A 16,001-nucleotide genomic window follows, 5' to 3' on the forward strand; every position below is an offset into this window, starting at 1 on the left:
TACTAATAATAAAATCATATAAGACACCTTTAAGTAAAAAGAAAACTTAATTTTTATACACTTAGATTTTTAAAATTTTACAAGGTGTGTAAGTTGAAACAAAATACGATGAAAATTTTTGTATTTTTTGCCATTATTGTTTTTTGGGCTTATTTTTCATTTCCTATTGAAATTTTACAAGTTAAAGATCAAAATGGTTTAGCCATAGGTGAATATGCTTATACTATAGAAGCCAAAGCTTATGTTCATAGTTATTTCACAACACTTGGTTTAACAGTGGGTGGAATTTTAATAGGAATAGTGCTTGGTTTTTTCCTAGCATTTTTAAGATTTTTAGAAATCCAAAGTTTAAATTTTATCATAGATGAATACATAGACATTATACGTGGAACCCCTCTGCTTTTACAACTTTTAATTTTTTCAGTAGTGATTTTTGCTACTTGGAGTGATAATTTTTATGTAGCTATTATCGCACTTGGGCTTAATAGCTCTGCTTATGTAGCCGAAATCGTAAGAAGTGGAATTCAAAGCGTAGATAAAGGACAAATGGAAGCAGCAAGAGCAATGGGACTTAATTATTCTGCTTCTATGAGGCTAATCATCTTCCCGCAAGCAATTAAAAACATTTTACCTTCTTTAATGAATGAATTTATTTCTTTATTTAAAGAAACTTCAATAGTGGGTTATATTAGCGTTATGGATATTACCATGCAAAGTAAAAGCTTACAAGCAATCTATTACAACCCTAAGCCTATTATTTTTACAGGACTTGTGTATTATGTAAGTGTTAAAATTTTAACACTCATTGCAAGATTTATAGAAGTGAGATTAAATAAACATGATTAAAATAGAAAATTTAATTAAAAAATACGGAAATTTAGAAGTCTTAAAAGATATTAGTGTTGAAGTGTATAAAGGCGATATTATTGCTATTATAGGGCCTAGTGGGGGCGGAAAAAGTACTTTTTTACGCTGTTTAAACAAACTTGAAACACCAGATAGTGGTAATATTTATATTAATAATGTCAATATACTTGATAAAAAAGCAGATATCAATAAAATTCGTCAAAAAGTAAGCATGGTGTTTCAACATTTTAATCTTTTTAATAATAAAAATGTTTTAGAAAATTTATGCTTAGCACCAGTACAAACTAAAATCATGAGCAAAGATGAAGCAGTAAAAAAAGCACGAGAATTACTCAAAAAAGTTGGCTTAAGTGATAAAGAAAGCTATTTTCCTCACAAGCTTTCAGGTGGACAAAAACAGCGTATTGCTATAGCAAGATCATTGATGATAAATCCTGATGTGATTTTATTTGATGAGCCAACTTCGGCTTTAGATCCTGAGATGATAGGTGAAGTTTTAAACATTATGAAAGAAGTGACTAAAGAAGGTTTAACCATGCTTGTAGTTACACATGAAATGAGCTTTGCAAGAAATGTAGCTAATCGAATTTTCTTTATGGATAAAGGCATTATAGCAGTAGATGAATGTCCTAAAGTAGCTTTTGAAAACCCAAAAAATGAAAGATTGAAAGAATTTTTAAATCAAGTTTTAAATCATTAAAATTTTTCAAAAGAGGCAAAATTTTGCCTCAAAGCTTCATAACTCACTATGCCTACACTCGTAGCTAAATTTAAACTTCTACCACAATCTTTCATCGGTATAGTAATAGCATTTTCCCATTTTTTTTGCATTAAATCCATAGGTAAACCAAAACTTTCACTTCCAAAAAATAAAAAATCACCTTTTTGATAATTTACATCAAAATAAGCTTGAGTGGTTTTAGTTGTTGCAAAGAAAAATCTATCTTGAAATTTTTCATATTTTTTTAAAAAATCTTCTAAATTATCCCATAATAAAGGATTTAACTTTTTCCAATAATCAAGCCCTGCTCTTCTAACCGCCTTTTCATCAATACTAAAAAGTGGATTAATAATATGCAAAGTAAATCCTGCATTAAAACACATTCTACCTATACTTCCTGTATTTTGCGGTATGCGAGGCTCAACCAAGACTATATGAAACATCTTTTTCCTTGAATGGTGTCCCCAGCAAGGTTTGAACTTGCGGCCTCAGAATTAGGAATTCTGCGCTCTATCCAGCTGAGCTATGAGGACAAATATTTCTATTATTTTAAGAAAAAATTTATTTTATAGAGCTTAAATTTTAAGCTCTATAAAAAAACATTTTGGATTTTCATCAAAACCTAAAATCCCATTATGTGCATCAATAATTTGTTTTGATAAAGAAAGACCTAAGCCATTACCTTTTAATTTAGTTGTTTTAAAAGCTTCAAAAACCATTTTTTTATCTTTGATACTCACACCATTATCATAAACTTTGATAAAAACTTTATCTTCTTTTTGCTCGCATTTAACTTTTATACAACCATCATCATTTTCACTTTCTTCAATAGCATCTATGGCGTTATAAAGCAAATTTTGCAAAACCAAAGCAAGCAAAGATTTATCTGCATTGATTTTTAAATCCAAAAATTCAAATTTAAAATCAATATTAGCTAGATAATTATAAGCTCCAATAGCCTGCTCGCATTCATCTTGTAATTCTTTTAAATTAAACTCATTTAAATTAACATGCACACCTTTTGTAAAAAGCAAGGTAGAATTTACAATACGCTCTACTCTTGAAATTGCTTTTTGAATTTCTAATACTATATGCTTATTTTTTAACTCACTTCTTTCAAACAGAGTAGAGCTTAATAAAGAAATAGAGCCGATGGGATTGCGTATTTCATGTGCTAGGTGTGCAGCAACTGTCCCCATACTAGCTAACCTTTCATTTCTTTTTTCATCGCTAATATCTGTTGCATTTACTATAAGTTTATCAGTATGAGAGGTGATTTTGATTAGATAAAATTTATGATCAAACTCAAGCTCATAATGTGTTTTATCAAGATCAATACATTCTAAAAGCTTTGGCTTTTGTGTAGCTAAATTATTTTGCAAAATAATATTTTTATTTGCGTCTAAAATCCACAAAGCCATAGGTAAAACTTCTATAATTTCACTTACCATTTGTCTTAATGCTGTGTAGTTTTCATTAAGTTGCTTATATTCATTTTCTATAACATAGGTTTGTTCTATTAATGCTTTTAAACCTTGTTGCAAGTTTTCTTTTTCACTAGAATCTAAACTTTTTAAAATATTTTCATCCATATTAATCCTTAATCAAAAAATCAAAATCATCTAAAGTATATAAAAGCAAATTACGCTCTTTATTTAATACAAGCTCTTTGCTAAAACCTTGCTTTGAGAAAAGCACATACAAATTAGGTTGGATTTGCAACTGCTTTGCCTTATTTTTTAAAGTATTTAAAATATTTTTACATATTTTTCTTTCTTTAAATTTAACCTCACCTAAAACACAAAAATTATTTTCATGATAATACAAATCTATTTCATGGTAATAATTCCAAAAACTATATACTTGATCCACTTTAAGCTTTTTGGCTAAAAATTCTTTACACAAAAGCTCAAAAGTAAAGCTTTGATATTTTTCTAAATTTTCTTGGATTATTTCTATTAATTCATTATGTTTTTTCATCGCAACTAGGTTTAAGTTAGGATATATAAAATAAAAGAAAAATCTTAATCCTTGGTTTTTAAAAACAACCTTATCTTGAATACTATAAGAGCGTAATTCTTTTTTAATTTTTTGTCTTTTATTTTTTATAATAGGTTTTTCTTGACTTTTTTCTAAAATCAAAATATTTCTCTCTAAAAGCTTATTGATAAGCCCTAGTGCTTGAAAATGCGGAATGGATTTATTAATAGAATAGCGTTTTCTATCATTTTTACTCAAAACACTTAAAGCTTTTAAGCTATTTTCATCTAAATTTAAATCAGCTAAAATATCAAAAGCATTTAAAACAAAAACATTTAAAATATTATCATATAAATTTAATTTCAAATCAAATTCAAATTCATCAAAAACACTATAAAAATCAAAAATACTTTTAAGCTCTAAAGAATCACAATGCTTTGAAAATTCACTAAATTTTATAGTCATATCCTTATTTTAAATATTTTGTATGTTATAATTTTAACAAATTTTTAGGGGAATTTTTTGAATATTGAAACATTAAAAAAAGATATTATTTTAAAAAAAGGAATATATTATTTTGACTTTACAGCTAGCGCTTTAGCTCTAAAAAGCATAGAAAAGGAAATTAAAAAAATTCTTATTACCTATGCAAATACACACTCAGATAGCTCTTTAAATTCTTTCATTACACAGCAACATTATGAAAATGCAAGAATAAATTTAAAAAAATACCTTGAATTAGATGATAGCTTTGCTCTTATAGCTTGCGGGAGTGGATCTTCAGCTGCTATTAAAAAATTTCAAGAACTTTTAGGTCTGTACATACCCCCGCTTATTAAAGAAAAATATTTTAAAAATACAGATAAAAACACCTTGCCTTTGGTTATAGTAGGACCTTATGAACATCATTCTAATGAACTTTCATTTAGAGAGGCTTTGTGTGAATGCGTTCGCATACCCTTAGATAAAAATGGCGAGTTAGATTATGCTTTTTTAGAAAAATTACTAAAAAAATCTAAAAACAGACAAATCATAGCAAGCTTTAACGCAGCTTCTAATGTTACTGGAATTTTAAGTGATTATAAAAAAATCTACACTCTAATCAAACAATATAATGGCGTAGTTGCTTTTGATATTTCTACTTTAGCTCCTTATACTAATTTAGATTCTAAATTTTATGATGCAGTATTTATCAGTTCTCATAAATTACTTGGAGGTGTAGGATCTTGTGGTTTACTTGCTATTAAAAAAAGTCTATGTGGTAATACTCCTAGCTTTGCTGCAGGTGGAACCGTAGGCTATGTTTCAAGAACCTCTCAGCAATACTTGTGCGAAGTTGAAAATTTAGAAGAAGGTGGTACACCTGGCATTATTCAACTAATTAGAGCAAGTTTAGCTTTTAAAGTACGCAATGAAATAGGTTTAAAAAATATAGAAAAAAAAGAAAAAGAACTTTGTGAATATTTTTTCAAGCAATGTGCAAATTTTCCAAAAATGATCTTATATGCAAAAAATATCACTCATAGATTACCTATTTTTGCTTTTAATATAGAAGGAATTTCTCCTTTTGATTTAGCTTATAAATTAAGCAAAACCTATAAGATAGAAACAAGAGCAGGCTGTGCTTGTGCAGGACCTTATGGACATGATTTACTCAATCTAAAAGACAATCAAGAATTAAAATCTAAACCAGGTTGGTTAAGAGTGGGTTTTCATTATACACATACAAAAGAAGATATAGAGTATTTTTTTAAAGCCTTGAAAGCAAGTATCAAGGCTTTAAGTTAATTATTGCAAATCGTATTTTTCTACAATTTTTTGGTAAGTACCATCAGCTTTAACTTTTTCTAAACCTGCATTGATTTTTTGAACAAGCTCAGTTTGTTTTCCTTTATCAAAAGCTACACAAAAACCTGAACTTCCATCATTTTCTTCTAAAAATGCTTCTAATTCTTCATTAGTTTTTAAATAACCCTTACCAATATCTTTATCTGTTAAAACTGCATCTACTTTACCAGCTTTTAAAGCTAAAATCGCGGCTAACATTTCCTCGCTAGCTACCACTTGAGCATTTGGAATAGCCTTAGCAGCACTTTCTTGAATAGTTCCAAGTTGAACACCTATTTTTTTACCTTCTAAACTTTGCTTATCACTAATACTAGAATCTGTTTTTAATTTTAAATATAAATTTTTAGTATTAAAATAAGTATCACTAAAATCCATACTTGTTAATCTTTGTGGTGTTGAACTCATAGCAGAAGCTATCATATCAATCTTTCCAGCTTTTAAAGCAGGGATTAAACCATCAAAACTCATATTTACCCATTCAAGTTTTAAATTTTCTCTTTTTGCTATCTCTTCTAATAAATTAACATCAAAGCCGGTAATTTTTGCATCTTTAATAAAATCAAAAGGAGGATAATTTGCAGCTATACCTACTTTATAAACCTTTTCACCAGAAGCACTAGCTTGACTTTTATCGCTTGAGCAAGCACCTAAAGCTAATATACCAAATAACGCTAAAACAACATATAATATTTTTTTCATTTTTTTCCTTTGTTAAAATTAAAATAAAATTGATAAATGATTATAATGTGTTTAAACGCCTGTATTTCTTCATATCCGCCTCCTTTATAATAAATGTGAGCATAATTATAGCAGAAAAAAGTTTTTTGGTAAAGAGTTGTTATAAAATATTTTTTATTTAAGTTAATTTTTATATATTTTAATTAATGTATTTAAATTTTTACTTTCTTACTAATCATTAAAACATAACCTATTCCAAGACAAATAGACCACATCGAACTACCACCATAACTTAAAAGCGGCACAGCAACTCCTTTTAACGGGGTTAAAGAAATAATTCCAAATGCATTCATAAAAAATGAAAATAATAAAAGCAAAGCTACACCTGAGCAAAACAAAAAATGAACCTTATTTTCACAACGCCCTGCTATTCTAAAAATTCTAAGTATCACCATCAAATAAATAAAACATATAATGCCTAATCCTAATAGCCCTATTTCTTCAGTAATCCCTGATAAAACAAAGTCTGTATGCACTTCACTTAAAAATCCCAGTTTAAAAGTTCCAAGCCCTAAACCCTCTCCAAAAAATCCACCATGAGCTATAGCATTTAAACTATGTGAAATTTGATAAGGTTCTGAATTATGGCTTACCCTTAAAGCACTTGCTAGCCAATCAGGAAAGAAAGGCAAAAATGCATCTTGGATATTTCCCCACCAAGCAGAAATACGCTGAATTCTTCTTTGATTACTTAAAATCACCAAAACACCAATCATTCCAACAATAACCACACCAAAAGCAAAAAGTCTTTTACTAGCTCCTGCAAAAAAAGCTAAAGCAAAAACCAAGAAAAAAGAAATAACACTTTGCCCTAAATCATTTTGTGTCATATAAATATAACCAATAACAAAAGCAGCTAAAATAAAATAAGGAATTAAAATTAAAACTTCATGCTTGATTGCTTTTTTACTATCATCGATTCTTCTTGTATAAGACCAAGCAAGGAAATAAATCAAACCTATTTTAAAAAATTCAACTGGAGAGATAGATAAAGGACCAAGCCTAATCCACCTTTTAGCACCACCTGCTGCAGTAGCAAGAAAGGTGGGTAAAAAAGGTAAAATAAGTATAAACAAAAAAGAGATGAGTAAAACGCTTATCATCAAATAGTGTGCCATTTTACTATCAGGATTTAATCTTGAAACAAAATAAATAATAGCTATACCACTAAGCCCAAAAAAAAGCTGTCTGATGAAAAAATGAAATTCATTATACTCTAAATAAAGTACAGTAAAAGTACTTAAAGAATAAGAAAAAAGTATTCCTATGGTTATGAGAATACAACTTAAAAAAAATAACTTTCTATCGGCAACCAATATTATTCCCTAAATTTTTATAAAAAATTAATTTTAATAAATTGCAACTTAAAATGATGTTATTTTAACATCAAGTATTATTTTTATATAAAGATTTTAAACTCTCATAAGCAAGCTGAATCTTCTCAAATTCTTCACGACAATAAGCTTGCTCAATCTTACTTTTACCTTGATGGCGATCAGGATGATAAATTTTAACTAAATTAAGATAATTTTGTCTAATAGTGGCAAAATCATCGCTAGAATTACACCCTAGTGTTTGAAAATAATTTTCAAAAAGCTTTGCTAGTGCATTAAATTTCCAATTAGTACTAGCTTTATTTTTCATTTTATTTCTAAATTCTAAAAGCTGAGTTTCATTAATCGTAAAATCAACGCAATATTTCAAGTGCTCATTCACGCTAGCTAAAATTTCTAAAAGATTCAAAGTATTATCATCTTTATATTCCACTGAAAAAATACAATTTTTTTCATCATACACACTTTTATGGTCTTTAAAATACTGCTCCAAATACACAGCAAACATTTTTTCATTAGAACTTAATGTGATTAAGATATTTTTTTGTGCAAAGCCTATTTTAGCAAAGATTACAGGTTTTAAAGTATTTGCTTGAGCAAGGTTTAACTTAAAAGTTTTATAGTGTGCAAAGGCAAGATTATCGATTTGATTTCCAGTATTTTTTTTATACTTGTGATTAACAAGTTTTAAAAAATATCTTCTTTGAGGAATTTCATTTTCTACAAAAAAAGACAAAGTTTTATTTTTATTACCTATAACTTTGGAAAAATTTTTACGGATAAGATCTTGAAAATATTTAAACATTAAAAAATCATCAGTATTAACACTAACTGATTCTAAAGTTTGCACTACTTGCATAAAATCCTCTCTATAAACCTAACTCCACAAAAATGCCTGTTCATTTAAAGCACTAGTGTGTTTTAAAATTTCATTTGGACTATAATCGGCTTTATACGATAAAGATTGACACCCTTTTACAAAATATCCTAAATAAATGTATTTTAATTTTTTTAATTGCGCAAGTTTTATTTCTGTTAAAAGTGAGTATTTACCAAGACTTAGATGAGAAAAATCAGGATCATAAAAACAATAAATACTAGAAATTCCATCTTCTAAAATATCAATCAAATCAACACAAACTAACTTATTATCAACATAAAAATCAAGCTCATATCCAAAAGTACCCGCATTATCTACATAAAGATTGTAATATTTTCTAAAATTTAAATCATAAATTTTCCAATTTCTCTTATCTTTTTGATAATGATGATATTTTTCGTATAATAATAAATGTTCATCACTTAAAGAAGGTTTTTGTAAGATTATTTTAGTAGCTGTATTTTTTTTTAAAACTCTACGATAGCTTTTGCTAAAATGGAAATTTTCTACCAAAATACGCAAATTTTGACATTCATTGCAATCATTACATATTGGTCTTGAAAAATACGAACCAAAACGACGCCAACCTCTTGAAACTAATTCTTGATTTTGTGCTTTATTAATAAAAGATATATAATTATATTCATTTCTACAATACCTATTTTCAAGATAAGGGCATTCTTCTTCTAAAGTACAAAAACCAATAATATTATTCATTAGATCTTTTTAATATCGCTATTTTTTACAAATTCCATAAATTCATTAGCCAAACGCTCTTCTTTTAAAAACATATCTTCAAATTCTTGTCCTTGTTTTTTATCCTCATTTTGCTTAGCTAAGTCTTTTTGTATAGTATCTAAGTCAGTATTTTTCATACTCACTCCACTTTTACTCGCTTTAACTTTTTCTTTTTTTGTTTGACCTTGTTCTTTTTGGAGTGCTTTTTTTATATCTTTTAATTCATCTAAAAAACTCATGATTGTCTACTTTCTTTTATCTTTTGTAAGGCCGCAGCTATAGCAGCAATTACTTCTTCTTTATTTTCTTGGTGTCTATCTTCTGTCTTTTCTAAAAGCTCTTCCATATGTGTTTCTATAAAAGAAGTATCAAAATACCCTCTTCTAAATTCTCTTATTTTGGTAATTGCAATCAAAAATGGCACAGTTGTTCTAATATCATCAATCACAAATTCTTTTAAAGCTCTCTCAAGTCTATTAACTGCACTATCATAACTTGAGCCTTTAACGATTAATTTTGCAAGCAAAGAATCATAATAAGGCGGCACAGTGTAGTCTTTATACAAATGACTATCCACTCTTACAGACGGCCCTAAAGCTGGAAAATATTCTGTGATTTTACCCGGACTTGGAATAAAATTTTTCCATACATTTTCCGCTGTAATCCTAGCTTCTATCGCAAAGCCTCTTGGTTTTATATCGCTTTGCTCAAGATCTAAAATTTCTCCATTTGCTATACGAATTTGTCTTGTGATAAGATCAATTCCTGTGATTTCTTCTGTGATTGGGTGTTCTACTTGAATTCTTGTATTCATTTCCATAAAATAAAATCTATTATAATCATCAAGCAAAAACTCAACCGTCCCAACATTCGTATAGCCCACAGCTTTTGCAGCAGCTACTGCAGTAACACCTATAGTTTTTCTTAGTTTTTCTGAGATACTTGGACAAGGTGCAATTTCTATAATTTTTTGATGTCTTCTTTGTATTGAACAATCTCTTTCACAAAGATGAATAATATTACCATAATTATCTGCTAAAATTTGAAACTCAATATGCCTTGGATTAATAACATATTTTTCCATAAAAACTTCATCATTTTTAAAAAAACTTAGCGCTTCTCTTTTGCATGCTTCAAAGGATTTTTCTAAATCTTCTTCTTTATGTACTACGCGTATACCTCTACCACCACCGCCACCACTGGCTTTTAAAATCACAGGATAGCCTATTTTTAAAGCTTGAAGTTTGATTTCTTCTAATGTACAATGATTTAATTTTTCAGTACCTGGAACTACAGGAATTCCATTTTTTTTCATTAAATATCTTGCTATATTTTTATTTCCCATTTTACGGATAACATCTGATTTTGGCCCTATAAAGATAATCCCTGCTTCTTCGCATTCTTTTGCAAATTCATAATTTTCGCTTAAAAAGCCATATCCAGGATGTATAGCATCAGCTCCACAAGCTTTAGCAATTTCAACTATTCTTTTGCCATCTAAATACCCTCTTATAGCATCAGTTCCTATTCTATATGCTTCATCAGCAACTTTTACATGTAAACACTCATGATCAGGTTCAGTATAAACAGCAACACTTTTTATATGCAAATCCCTACAAGCACGGATTACCCTTACTGCAATCTCACCTCTATTGGCTATTAAAATCTTATGTATCATTACTTTGCCTTAAGCTAAAATATTATTCAAAGAAGATTAGCATAAAAATATAAAAATTCTATAAAATTACTTGTTTTTGCTAATTTTAAGAATTTTTTGATAAAATTACTCTTTTATTTTGCGCCCATAGCTCAGCTGGATAGAGCATTTGATTGCGGTTCAAAAGGTCAGAGGTTCGAATCCTCTTGGGCGTACCACTTATTTCTTTTTCTTTTTAACGGAAAATTCATCTAAATCCAATTCTTTTTTATCTTTAAATTGATACCATAGAAATAAAATAAAAAATATAACTAAAATTGTAGCCAAAACATAATAAGTTCCATATTCATTTTCAGATAAAAATAAATTTTTAGTATTCATACCAAAAAATCCAACTATTAAATTTAAAGGTAAAAAAATCGCAGAAATAATACTCAAAAAATAAATATTTTTATTGATTTTTTCACTTCTTGCAGTATTAATATAAGTATATATTCCTTCTAATCTTGCAATATTGTCTTTTATGCTTCTTTCTAAAATTGCTAAATTCAAAATGATTGTTTTTAAATTTTTCTTTATAAAGTGTTGTTTGCTGTGACATATTTTACAAGCCTCAAGCACAGATGAAACAATCTTAGAACTTTTACCAAGCTTAACTTTTAATATAAAGTATTTGGTTAAAAAATTCTTGACTTTTTTATTTTCCAAAATCAATTCTTCTCTTTTTTCTATAGAGAGATTAATAGTATTGTTTTTTTCTTTTTCATTTTGCAAAATCTCTTTTAATATTGCTATAAATTCTGCATTAGAAAATAAAATCAAATTTTCATCTTTGTATTCAAAAATTTGATTGTCTTTAAAAATAAAAATATTTCTAGAATTTTTAGCAATATCTAACATAAAAACATCAAATTCATCAAACTCATAATAAGCATTTGATATATTAATATTATTAATAATTTGTTTTAAAGTATCATTTAACATATTCTTTGCCTATAAAATTCTTTTCTAAAATTTTCAAATTCATCTTTGATAATAGCTTCACGCATTTGTTTTACTAAATCTAAATAATAATGTAAATTATGAATGCTTGCGAGTCTAAAAAAGGTTAATTCTTTAGCTTTAAATAAATGATTTAAATAAGCTCTTGAAAAGTTTTTGCATGTATAGCAAGAACATTTGTTATCTATAGGAGCATGATCGGTGATAAATTCAGCTTTTTTGATATTAAATTTTCCAAAGCTAGTAAATAAAGTTCCATTTCTTGCATTTCTTGTTGGCATCACACAATCAAACATATCCACACCTCTTGCTACATTTTCTACCAAATCTTCAGGTGTGCCAACTCCCATTAAATACCTAGGACGATTGTTATCTACATAAGGCATCATAGCCTCAACCGTATCATACATAGCCTCATTTTCTTCTCCTACGCTTAATCCACCTATAGCAAGACCATCAAAGTCCATCTCACAAAGTGCTTGAGAACAAATTTTTCTAGCTTCAAAATCCGTTCCACCTTGGATAATACCAAAGATATTTTGCCCTATTCCTACACCCTGACTTTGCTTTAATTTATGATAATCAATAGCCTCTTTTGCCCATTTTATAGTGCGTTTTAAAGAAAGTTCTATCCTTTCTTTACTTGCAGGCAAGGCTACTAAATCATCTAAAATCATCATAATATCTGAATTAAAATCATACTGTGCATCTAAAACACTTTGCGGGGTAAAATAATGCAAACTTCCATCAATATGACTTTTAAATTGAATTCCTTTTTCATCGGGTTTGGAATTTTTACTTAAAGAAAAAGCTTGAAAACCACCGCTATCTGTTAAAAAAGATCCATTAAATTTACTAAAACCATGCAAGCCACCCATTTGTTTAATCACCTTAGATCCTGGTCTTAAATACAAATGATAAGTATTTGCTAAAATGATTTTTGCGTTTAAAATTTCACTCATATCAACAGCATCTAAGCTTTTAATCGCAGCCAAAGTCCCAACTGGCATAAAAATGGGAGTTAAAATTTCGCTATGTGTAGTTTTTATACGACAAGCTCTAGAATTTGCACTTTTATATTGAACTTCAAATTCCATTGATTTTCCTATATTTTTTGCATAATCATACCAAAGACTTGCTTATAAGTTTTTTGAAAGAAAGCCTGTTTTTAACAGGCTTAAGAAATTAGTAGTTTTTTACAAATTCAACGATCTTTTCACAACCCTCAATGATATCTTTTTCATTAGTTGCATAAGAAAGTCTAAAATACCCTTCCATACCAAAACCTATGCCTGACACTAAAGCTACTTTTTGCTCTTCTAATAATCTTTTACAAAATCTCATAGAATCATTATCAACTTCTTTACAAGAGATAAATAAATAAAAAGCTCCTTGTGGAATTTGCTCTAATTTTAACTTATCGCTTTTAGCTAAAATTTCACACGCTAACTCTCTACGCTTTAAAAAAGCTTGTCTCATCATTTCAATATCACTATCTGCTCTTCCAAGCAAGGCCGGTAAAGCTGCGTGTTGAATGATTGAGCAGATATTTGAAGTGCTTTGTCCTTGTAATTTTTTAACAGCATTATTAAACTCACTCATTTTGCTTGCCATATAACCAAAACGCCATCCTGGCATAGCACCGCATTTACTAAGACCATTAATACTTACAGTTCTATTTAAAGCATCTTCGCTCACTTGCGCAAAAGCACAAAATTCTCCATCATAAACTAATTTTTCATAAATCTCATCACTTAAAACTACGATTTTAGTTCCTTCTAAAACCTTAGCCAAAGCAGTAATTTCTTCTTTAGAATATATAGCACCCGTAGGATTTGATGGGGAATTAAACATCAAAACCTTTGTTTTTGGAGTAATAGCTTGTTTTAATTGCTCAGGAGTAATTTTAAAGCCATTTTTTGCTTCACCTTCTATAAATACAGGAGTTCCACCTGCAAATTTCACCATTTCAGGATAACTTACCCAATAAGGACTTGGTATGATAACCTCATCACCTTCTTCAACCAAACACTCAATCGCCATAAATAAAGAATGTTTAGCACCAACATTGGTAATGATTTCGCTTGCTTTATATTCCAAATTATTATCATTTTTAAATTTATATTGTATAGCTTCTATAACTTCTTTTATACCCACAACTGGCGTATAAGCCCCGCAACCTTTTTCAATAGCTTCAATTGCTGCTTTTTTAATGATTTCTGGAGTATCAAAATCAGGCTCACCTGCTGAAAAACTAATAACTTTTTCACCATTTGCTTTTAAAGTTTTGGCTATATCAGTCATTACTAAAGTTAAGGATTCTCCTAAATTTTGAGATCTTTGACTTAGCATTTTTTATCCTTTATTTTTGCTTTGATTTTTATTTGTGTTAATTGTTACAACTTGGAGCTTAAAAAAATCTACGAATAAAATTAAGAGTGTATATTTTTATAAATTTGTGTAGAAACTATACATTTTCTACACATAAAAATTTTATATTGTTTCTTTGAGTAATTATTCTAAAGCTTCTATATCGCTTTCATTATGATGGATAAAACGCTCATCTTTTTCTATAGTTTCAACCAAACGCCCTACTCTTTCCCATCTAACTTTTTTATTTTCATCCCATGAAAAATAAATAAACCAAGGTTGACCAACTATATATTTATAATCTACACTTCCCCAAAATCTACTATCACTAGAGTGATCACGATTATCGCCCATCATAAAATACTCATTTTCAGGCACCTTATAATAATATGCATTAAAACCATAAATATTATTAGCACCTAATTCATCAAAAGAAGCGGGCTTCATAGCAAATTGACCTAAATTCAAATAGCGAAAAAACACACTTTCTATATCCACTCTAGAATCATAATGTATTCCTTTTTCCACAAAAGGTTCTTTTACAAAAAGCCTTCCGCCTATGATTTTTGTTTTATTAGGATAATAATCTTTCATATATTCATCACCCTCAACCATACGCACATATAAGGTTTTATTTGCAAAAACAACCTCATCTCCACCCTTAGCCACACATCTTTTTACATAATGAATTTTTGGCTCATGTGGATATCTAAATACTACAATATCTCCTCTTTTAGGACCTTCAGCGCTTACTAAATGTCCATTTTTATTAAAATCAGGTAAAACAGGCACTTCTATCCAAGGAATATGCGGGGTTGGAATACCATAGGAGAATTTTTTTACAAATAAAAAATCCCCTACTAATAAAGTATTTTTCATAGAACCACTTGGTATAGTAAAAGCTTGTATAAAGAAAAATATAATCAATAAAACAACTATTAAAGTCCCTGTCCAAGATTGCGTGAATTTATAGATTTTTTTCAAAAAATTCATTTTTTAATCCTATTTTTAGCTGATTTTATAGTATTTTCTAAAAGCATTGCTATGGTCATAGGCCCCACCCCGCCTGGCACAGGAGTAATATAACTAGCTTTTTTGCTTACATTTTCAAAATCAACATCACCTACTATTTTTCCATCAACCCTATTAATCCCCACATCAACTACTATCACACCCTCTTTAACCATATCTTCTTTTAAAAGATTTGGACAACCTGCTGCTACAATGATAATATCAGCATTTTTTGTATAAGCTTTTAAATCTTTTGTATAAATATGACAAATGCTCACACTAGCATTTGCATTTAATAAAAGCGTCGCCATGGGACGACCTACTATATTAGAAGCCCCTATTACAACTACATCAGCGCCCTCTAATTTTATATCATAATGTTCTAAAATTTTCATAACGCCCAGAGGTGTACATGGCAAAAAACCACCTTTTAAATTTAAATTTAAATTCCCAACATTAAAAGGATGAAAACCATCTACATCTTTATTAAAATTAATACTTTCCAAGATTATATCTTTATTAATATGTACTGGCAATGGAAGCTGAACCAAAATCCCATCAACACTATCATCATGATTTAAGGTATTAATCAAAGCCAAAAGCTCATTTTGAGTTGTGTTTACATCAAGTTTATAAACCAAAGACTTAATCCCGCATTGCTCGCAAGCCTTTGCTTTAGAACCCACATAAGTAGCACTAGCAGGATCTTCTCCTACTAAAATCACAGCCAAGCAAGGCTCTATACTTTGATCTTTAAGCTTTGCTACTTCTTGTTTAAGATTTTCTTTAATCTCATCGCTCAGTCTTTTGCCATCTAAAAGTGTCATTTCTTTCCTTAAATTTATAGCTTTCTTT

General features: G+C 28.9%; 17 protein-coding genes and 2 tRNA genes. 4 read left to right on the plus strand and 15 right to left on the minus strand.

Annotated elements, in window-relative coordinates; genetic code table 11:
* Positions 1 to 93: 93 nt before the first annotated feature.
* Together ACOTVC_RS05550 and ACOTVC_RS05555 are read left to right on the plus strand one after the other, a co-directional pair.
* Entirely contained in the window at positions 94 to 846 is a 753-nt protein-coding gene (locus ACOTVC_RS05550; RefSeq protein ID WP_214116527.1) for an amino acid ABC transporter permease, read from the plus strand.
* Complete coding sequence (locus ACOTVC_RS05555) at positions 839 to 1,567, plus strand: amino acid ABC transporter ATP-binding protein (RefSeq protein ID WP_214116525.1); 729 nt, start codon at positions 839 to 841, stop codon at positions 1,565 to 1,567. Before ACOTVC_RS05550 ends, ACOTVC_RS05555 begins: the two co-directional genes overlap by 8 nt.
* On the opposite strand, the gene ACOTVC_RS05560 is transcribed toward ACOTVC_RS05555, so the two are convergent.
* The 4 genes from ACOTVC_RS05560 to ACOTVC_RS05575 all read right to left on the minus strand — a co-directional run bounded on the left by ACOTVC_RS05560 (position 1,564) and on the right by ACOTVC_RS05575 (position 4,033).
* A complete protein-coding gene (locus tag ACOTVC_RS05560) occupies positions 1,564 to 2,031 on the minus strand; it encodes a tRNA (cytidine(34)-2'-O)-methyltransferase (RefSeq protein WP_047208168.1) in 468 nt (155 codons plus the stop codon). The two genes, ACOTVC_RS05555 and ACOTVC_RS05560, sit on opposite strands and share 4 nt — an antisense overlap.
* Positions 2,032 to 2,044: 13 nt before the next feature.
* Positions 2,045 to 2,121: transfer RNA gene (locus tag ACOTVC_RS05565), tRNA-Arg, on the minus strand.
* A gap of 42 nt (positions 2,122 to 2,163) precedes the next feature.
* Positions 2,164 to 3,180: a fla regulon two-component system sensor histidine kinase FlgS gene (locus ACOTVC_RS05570; RefSeq protein WP_039628204.1), complete on the minus strand. Its 1,017-nt coding sequence runs from the start codon at positions 3,178 to 3,180 to the stop codon at positions 2,164 to 2,166.
* A 1-nt stretch (position 3,181) separates the two neighbouring features.
* Positions 3,182 to 4,033 carry a DUF234 domain-containing protein gene (locus tag ACOTVC_RS05575; protein ID WP_214116523.1) on the minus strand — a complete coding sequence of 284 codons (852 nt, stop codon included), beginning with the start codon at positions 4,031 to 4,033 and terminating at the stop codon, positions 3,182 to 3,184.
* Between the two features lie 57 nt (positions 4,034 to 4,090).
* On the opposite strand from ACOTVC_RS05575, the gene ACOTVC_RS05580 reads away from it, so the two are divergent.
* Positions 4,091 to 5,356 (plus strand): aminotransferase class V-fold PLP-dependent enzyme, encoded by a 1,266-nt coding sequence (locus ACOTVC_RS05580; RefSeq protein WP_214099369.1) that lies wholly within the window; start codon positions 4,091 to 4,093, stop codon positions 5,354 to 5,356.
* Here ACOTVC_RS05580 and ACOTVC_RS05585 read toward each other — a convergent pair whose 3' ends face one another.
* From ACOTVC_RS05585 to ACOTVC_RS05610, 6 genes are all read right to left on the minus strand, one after another.
* Positions 5,357 to 6,115: a basic amino acid ABC transporter substrate-binding protein gene (locus ACOTVC_RS05585; RefSeq protein ID WP_421627918.1), complete on the minus strand. Its 759-nt coding sequence runs from the start codon at positions 6,113 to 6,115 to the stop codon at positions 5,357 to 5,359.
* A 191-nt stretch (positions 6,116 to 6,306) separates the two neighbouring features.
* Complete coding sequence (ftsW, locus tag ACOTVC_RS05590) at positions 6,307 to 7,470, minus strand: putative lipid II flippase FtsW (protein ID WP_214099367.1); 1,164 nt, start codon at positions 7,468 to 7,470, stop codon at positions 6,307 to 6,309.
* 70 nt (positions 7,471 to 7,540) lie between these two features.
* Complete coding sequence (locus ACOTVC_RS05595; RefSeq protein WP_257929655.1) at positions 7,541 to 8,347, minus strand: adenylosuccinate lyase; 807 nt, start codon at positions 8,345 to 8,347, stop codon at positions 7,541 to 7,543.
* 18 nt (positions 8,348 to 8,365) lie between these two features.
* Positions 8,366 to 9,085 carry an arginyltransferase gene (locus ACOTVC_RS05600; protein ID WP_257929654.1) on the minus strand — a complete coding sequence of 240 codons (720 nt, stop codon included), beginning with the start codon at positions 9,083 to 9,085 and terminating at the stop codon, positions 8,366 to 8,368.
* Positions 9,085 to 9,345, minus strand: coding sequence for a hypothetical protein (locus ACOTVC_RS05605; RefSeq protein ID WP_257929653.1), 261 nt, complete (start codon positions 9,343 to 9,345; stop codon positions 9,085 to 9,087). Before ACOTVC_RS05605 ends, ACOTVC_RS05600 begins: the two co-directional genes overlap by 1 nt.
* Positions 9,342 to 10,784 carry an acetyl-CoA carboxylase subunit A gene (locus ACOTVC_RS05610; RefSeq protein WP_039617956.1) on the minus strand — a complete coding sequence of 481 codons (1,443 nt, stop codon included), beginning with the start codon at positions 10,782 to 10,784 and terminating at the stop codon, positions 9,342 to 9,344. The genes ACOTVC_RS05605 and ACOTVC_RS05610 overlap by 4 nt, the downstream gene beginning before the upstream one ends.
* Before the next feature lie 120 nt (positions 10,785 to 10,904).
* Here ACOTVC_RS05610 and ACOTVC_RS05615 point away from each other — a divergent pair.
* A tRNA-Arg gene (locus ACOTVC_RS05615) sits at positions 10,905 to 10,981 on the plus strand.
* Between the two features lies 1 nt (position 10,982).
* Here the strand turns inward: ACOTVC_RS05615 and ACOTVC_RS05620 are convergent.
* The 5 genes from ACOTVC_RS05620 to folD form a co-directional block, all read right to left on the minus strand.
* The gene (locus ACOTVC_RS05620) at positions 10,983 to 11,747 is read right to left on the minus strand and encodes a CorA family divalent cation transporter (protein WP_047208124.1); all 765 of its coding nucleotides are present in this window, start codon (positions 11,745 to 11,747) and stop codon (positions 10,983 to 10,985) included.
* Positions 11,741 to 12,862, minus strand: coding sequence for a tRNA guanosine(34) transglycosylase Tgt (gene tgt / locus ACOTVC_RS05625; protein ID WP_214116598.1), 1,122 nt, complete (start codon positions 12,860 to 12,862; stop codon positions 11,741 to 11,743). Before tgt ends, ACOTVC_RS05620 begins: the two co-directional genes overlap by 7 nt.
* An 88-nt stretch (positions 12,863 to 12,950) precedes the next feature.
* Entirely contained in the window at positions 12,951 to 14,117 is a 1,167-nt protein-coding gene (locus tag ACOTVC_RS05630; protein WP_421627920.1) for a pyridoxal phosphate-dependent aminotransferase, read from the minus strand.
* A 162-nt stretch (positions 14,118 to 14,279) separates the two neighbouring features.
* A complete protein-coding gene (gene lepB, locus ACOTVC_RS05635) occupies positions 14,280 to 15,128 on the minus strand; it encodes a signal peptidase I (protein WP_039617949.1) in 849 nt (282 codons plus the stop codon).
* A complete protein-coding gene (gene folD / locus ACOTVC_RS05640; RefSeq protein ID WP_214116602.1) occupies positions 15,125 to 15,973 on the minus strand; it encodes a bifunctional methylenetetrahydrofolate dehydrogenase/methenyltetrahydrofolate cyclohydrolase FolD in 849 nt (282 codons plus the stop codon). Before folD ends, lepB begins: the two co-directional genes overlap by 4 nt.
* Positions 15,974 to 16,001: the final 28 nt, after the last annotated feature.

Origin of the sequence: Campylobacter sp. GB48 (assembly GCF_049221845.1) — a bacterium.
GTDB lineage: Bacteria > Campylobacterota > Campylobacteria > Campylobacterales > Campylobacteraceae > Campylobacter_D > Campylobacter_D lari_C.

Bases quoted from the DNA above. Each gene is read 5' to 3' on its own strand.
- ACOTVC_RS05555 (WP_214116525.1), top strand. From the start codon at position 839: ATGATTAAAATAGAAAATTTAATTAAAAAATACGGAAATTTAGAAGTC.
- ACOTVC_RS05560 (WP_047208168.1), bottom strand. From the start codon at position 2,031: ATGTTTCATATAGTCTTGGTTGAGCCTCGCATACCGCAAAATACAGGA.
- ACOTVC_RS05570 (WP_039628204.1), bottom strand. From the start codon at position 3,180: ATGGATGAAAATATTTTAAAAAGTTTAGATTCTAGTGAAAAAGAAAAC.
- ACOTVC_RS05575 (WP_214116523.1), bottom strand. From the start codon at position 4,033: ATGACTATAAAATTTAGTGAATTTTCAAAGCATTGTGATTCTTTAGAG.
- ACOTVC_RS05585 (WP_421627918.1), bottom strand. From the start codon at position 6,115: ATGAAAAAAATATTATATGTTGTTTTAGCGTTATTTGGTATATTAGCT.
- ACOTVC_RS05595 (WP_257929655.1), bottom strand. From the start codon at position 8,347: ATGCAAGTAGTGCAAACTTTAGAATCAGTTAGTGTTAATACTGATGAT.
- ACOTVC_RS05600 (WP_257929654.1), bottom strand. From the start codon at position 9,085: ATGAATAATATTATTGGTTTTTGTACTTTAGAAGAAGAATGCCCTTAT.
- ACOTVC_RS05605 (WP_257929653.1), bottom strand. From the start codon at position 9,345: ATGAGTTTTTTAGATGAATTAAAAGATATAAAAAAAGCACTCCAAAAA.
- ACOTVC_RS05610 (WP_039617956.1), bottom strand. From the start codon at position 10,784: ATGATACATAAGATTTTAATAGCCAATAGAGGTGAGATTGCAGTAAGG.
- ACOTVC_RS05620 (WP_047208124.1), bottom strand. From the start codon at position 11,747: ATGTTAAATGATACTTTAAAACAAATTATTAATAATATTAATATATCA.
- tgt (WP_214116598.1), bottom strand. From the start codon at position 12,862: ATGGAATTTGAAGTTCAATATAAAAGTGCAAATTCTAGAGCTTGTCGT.
- ACOTVC_RS05630 (WP_421627920.1), bottom strand. From the start codon at position 14,117: ATGCTAAGTCAAAGATCTCAAAATTTAGGAGAATCCTTAACTTTAGTA.
- lepB (WP_039617949.1), bottom strand. From the start codon at position 15,128: ATGAATTTTTTGAAAAAAATCTATAAATTCACGCAATCTTGGACAGGG.
- folD (WP_214116602.1), bottom strand. From the start codon at position 15,973: ATGACACTTTTAGATGGCAAAAGACTGAGCGATGAGATTAAAGAAAAT.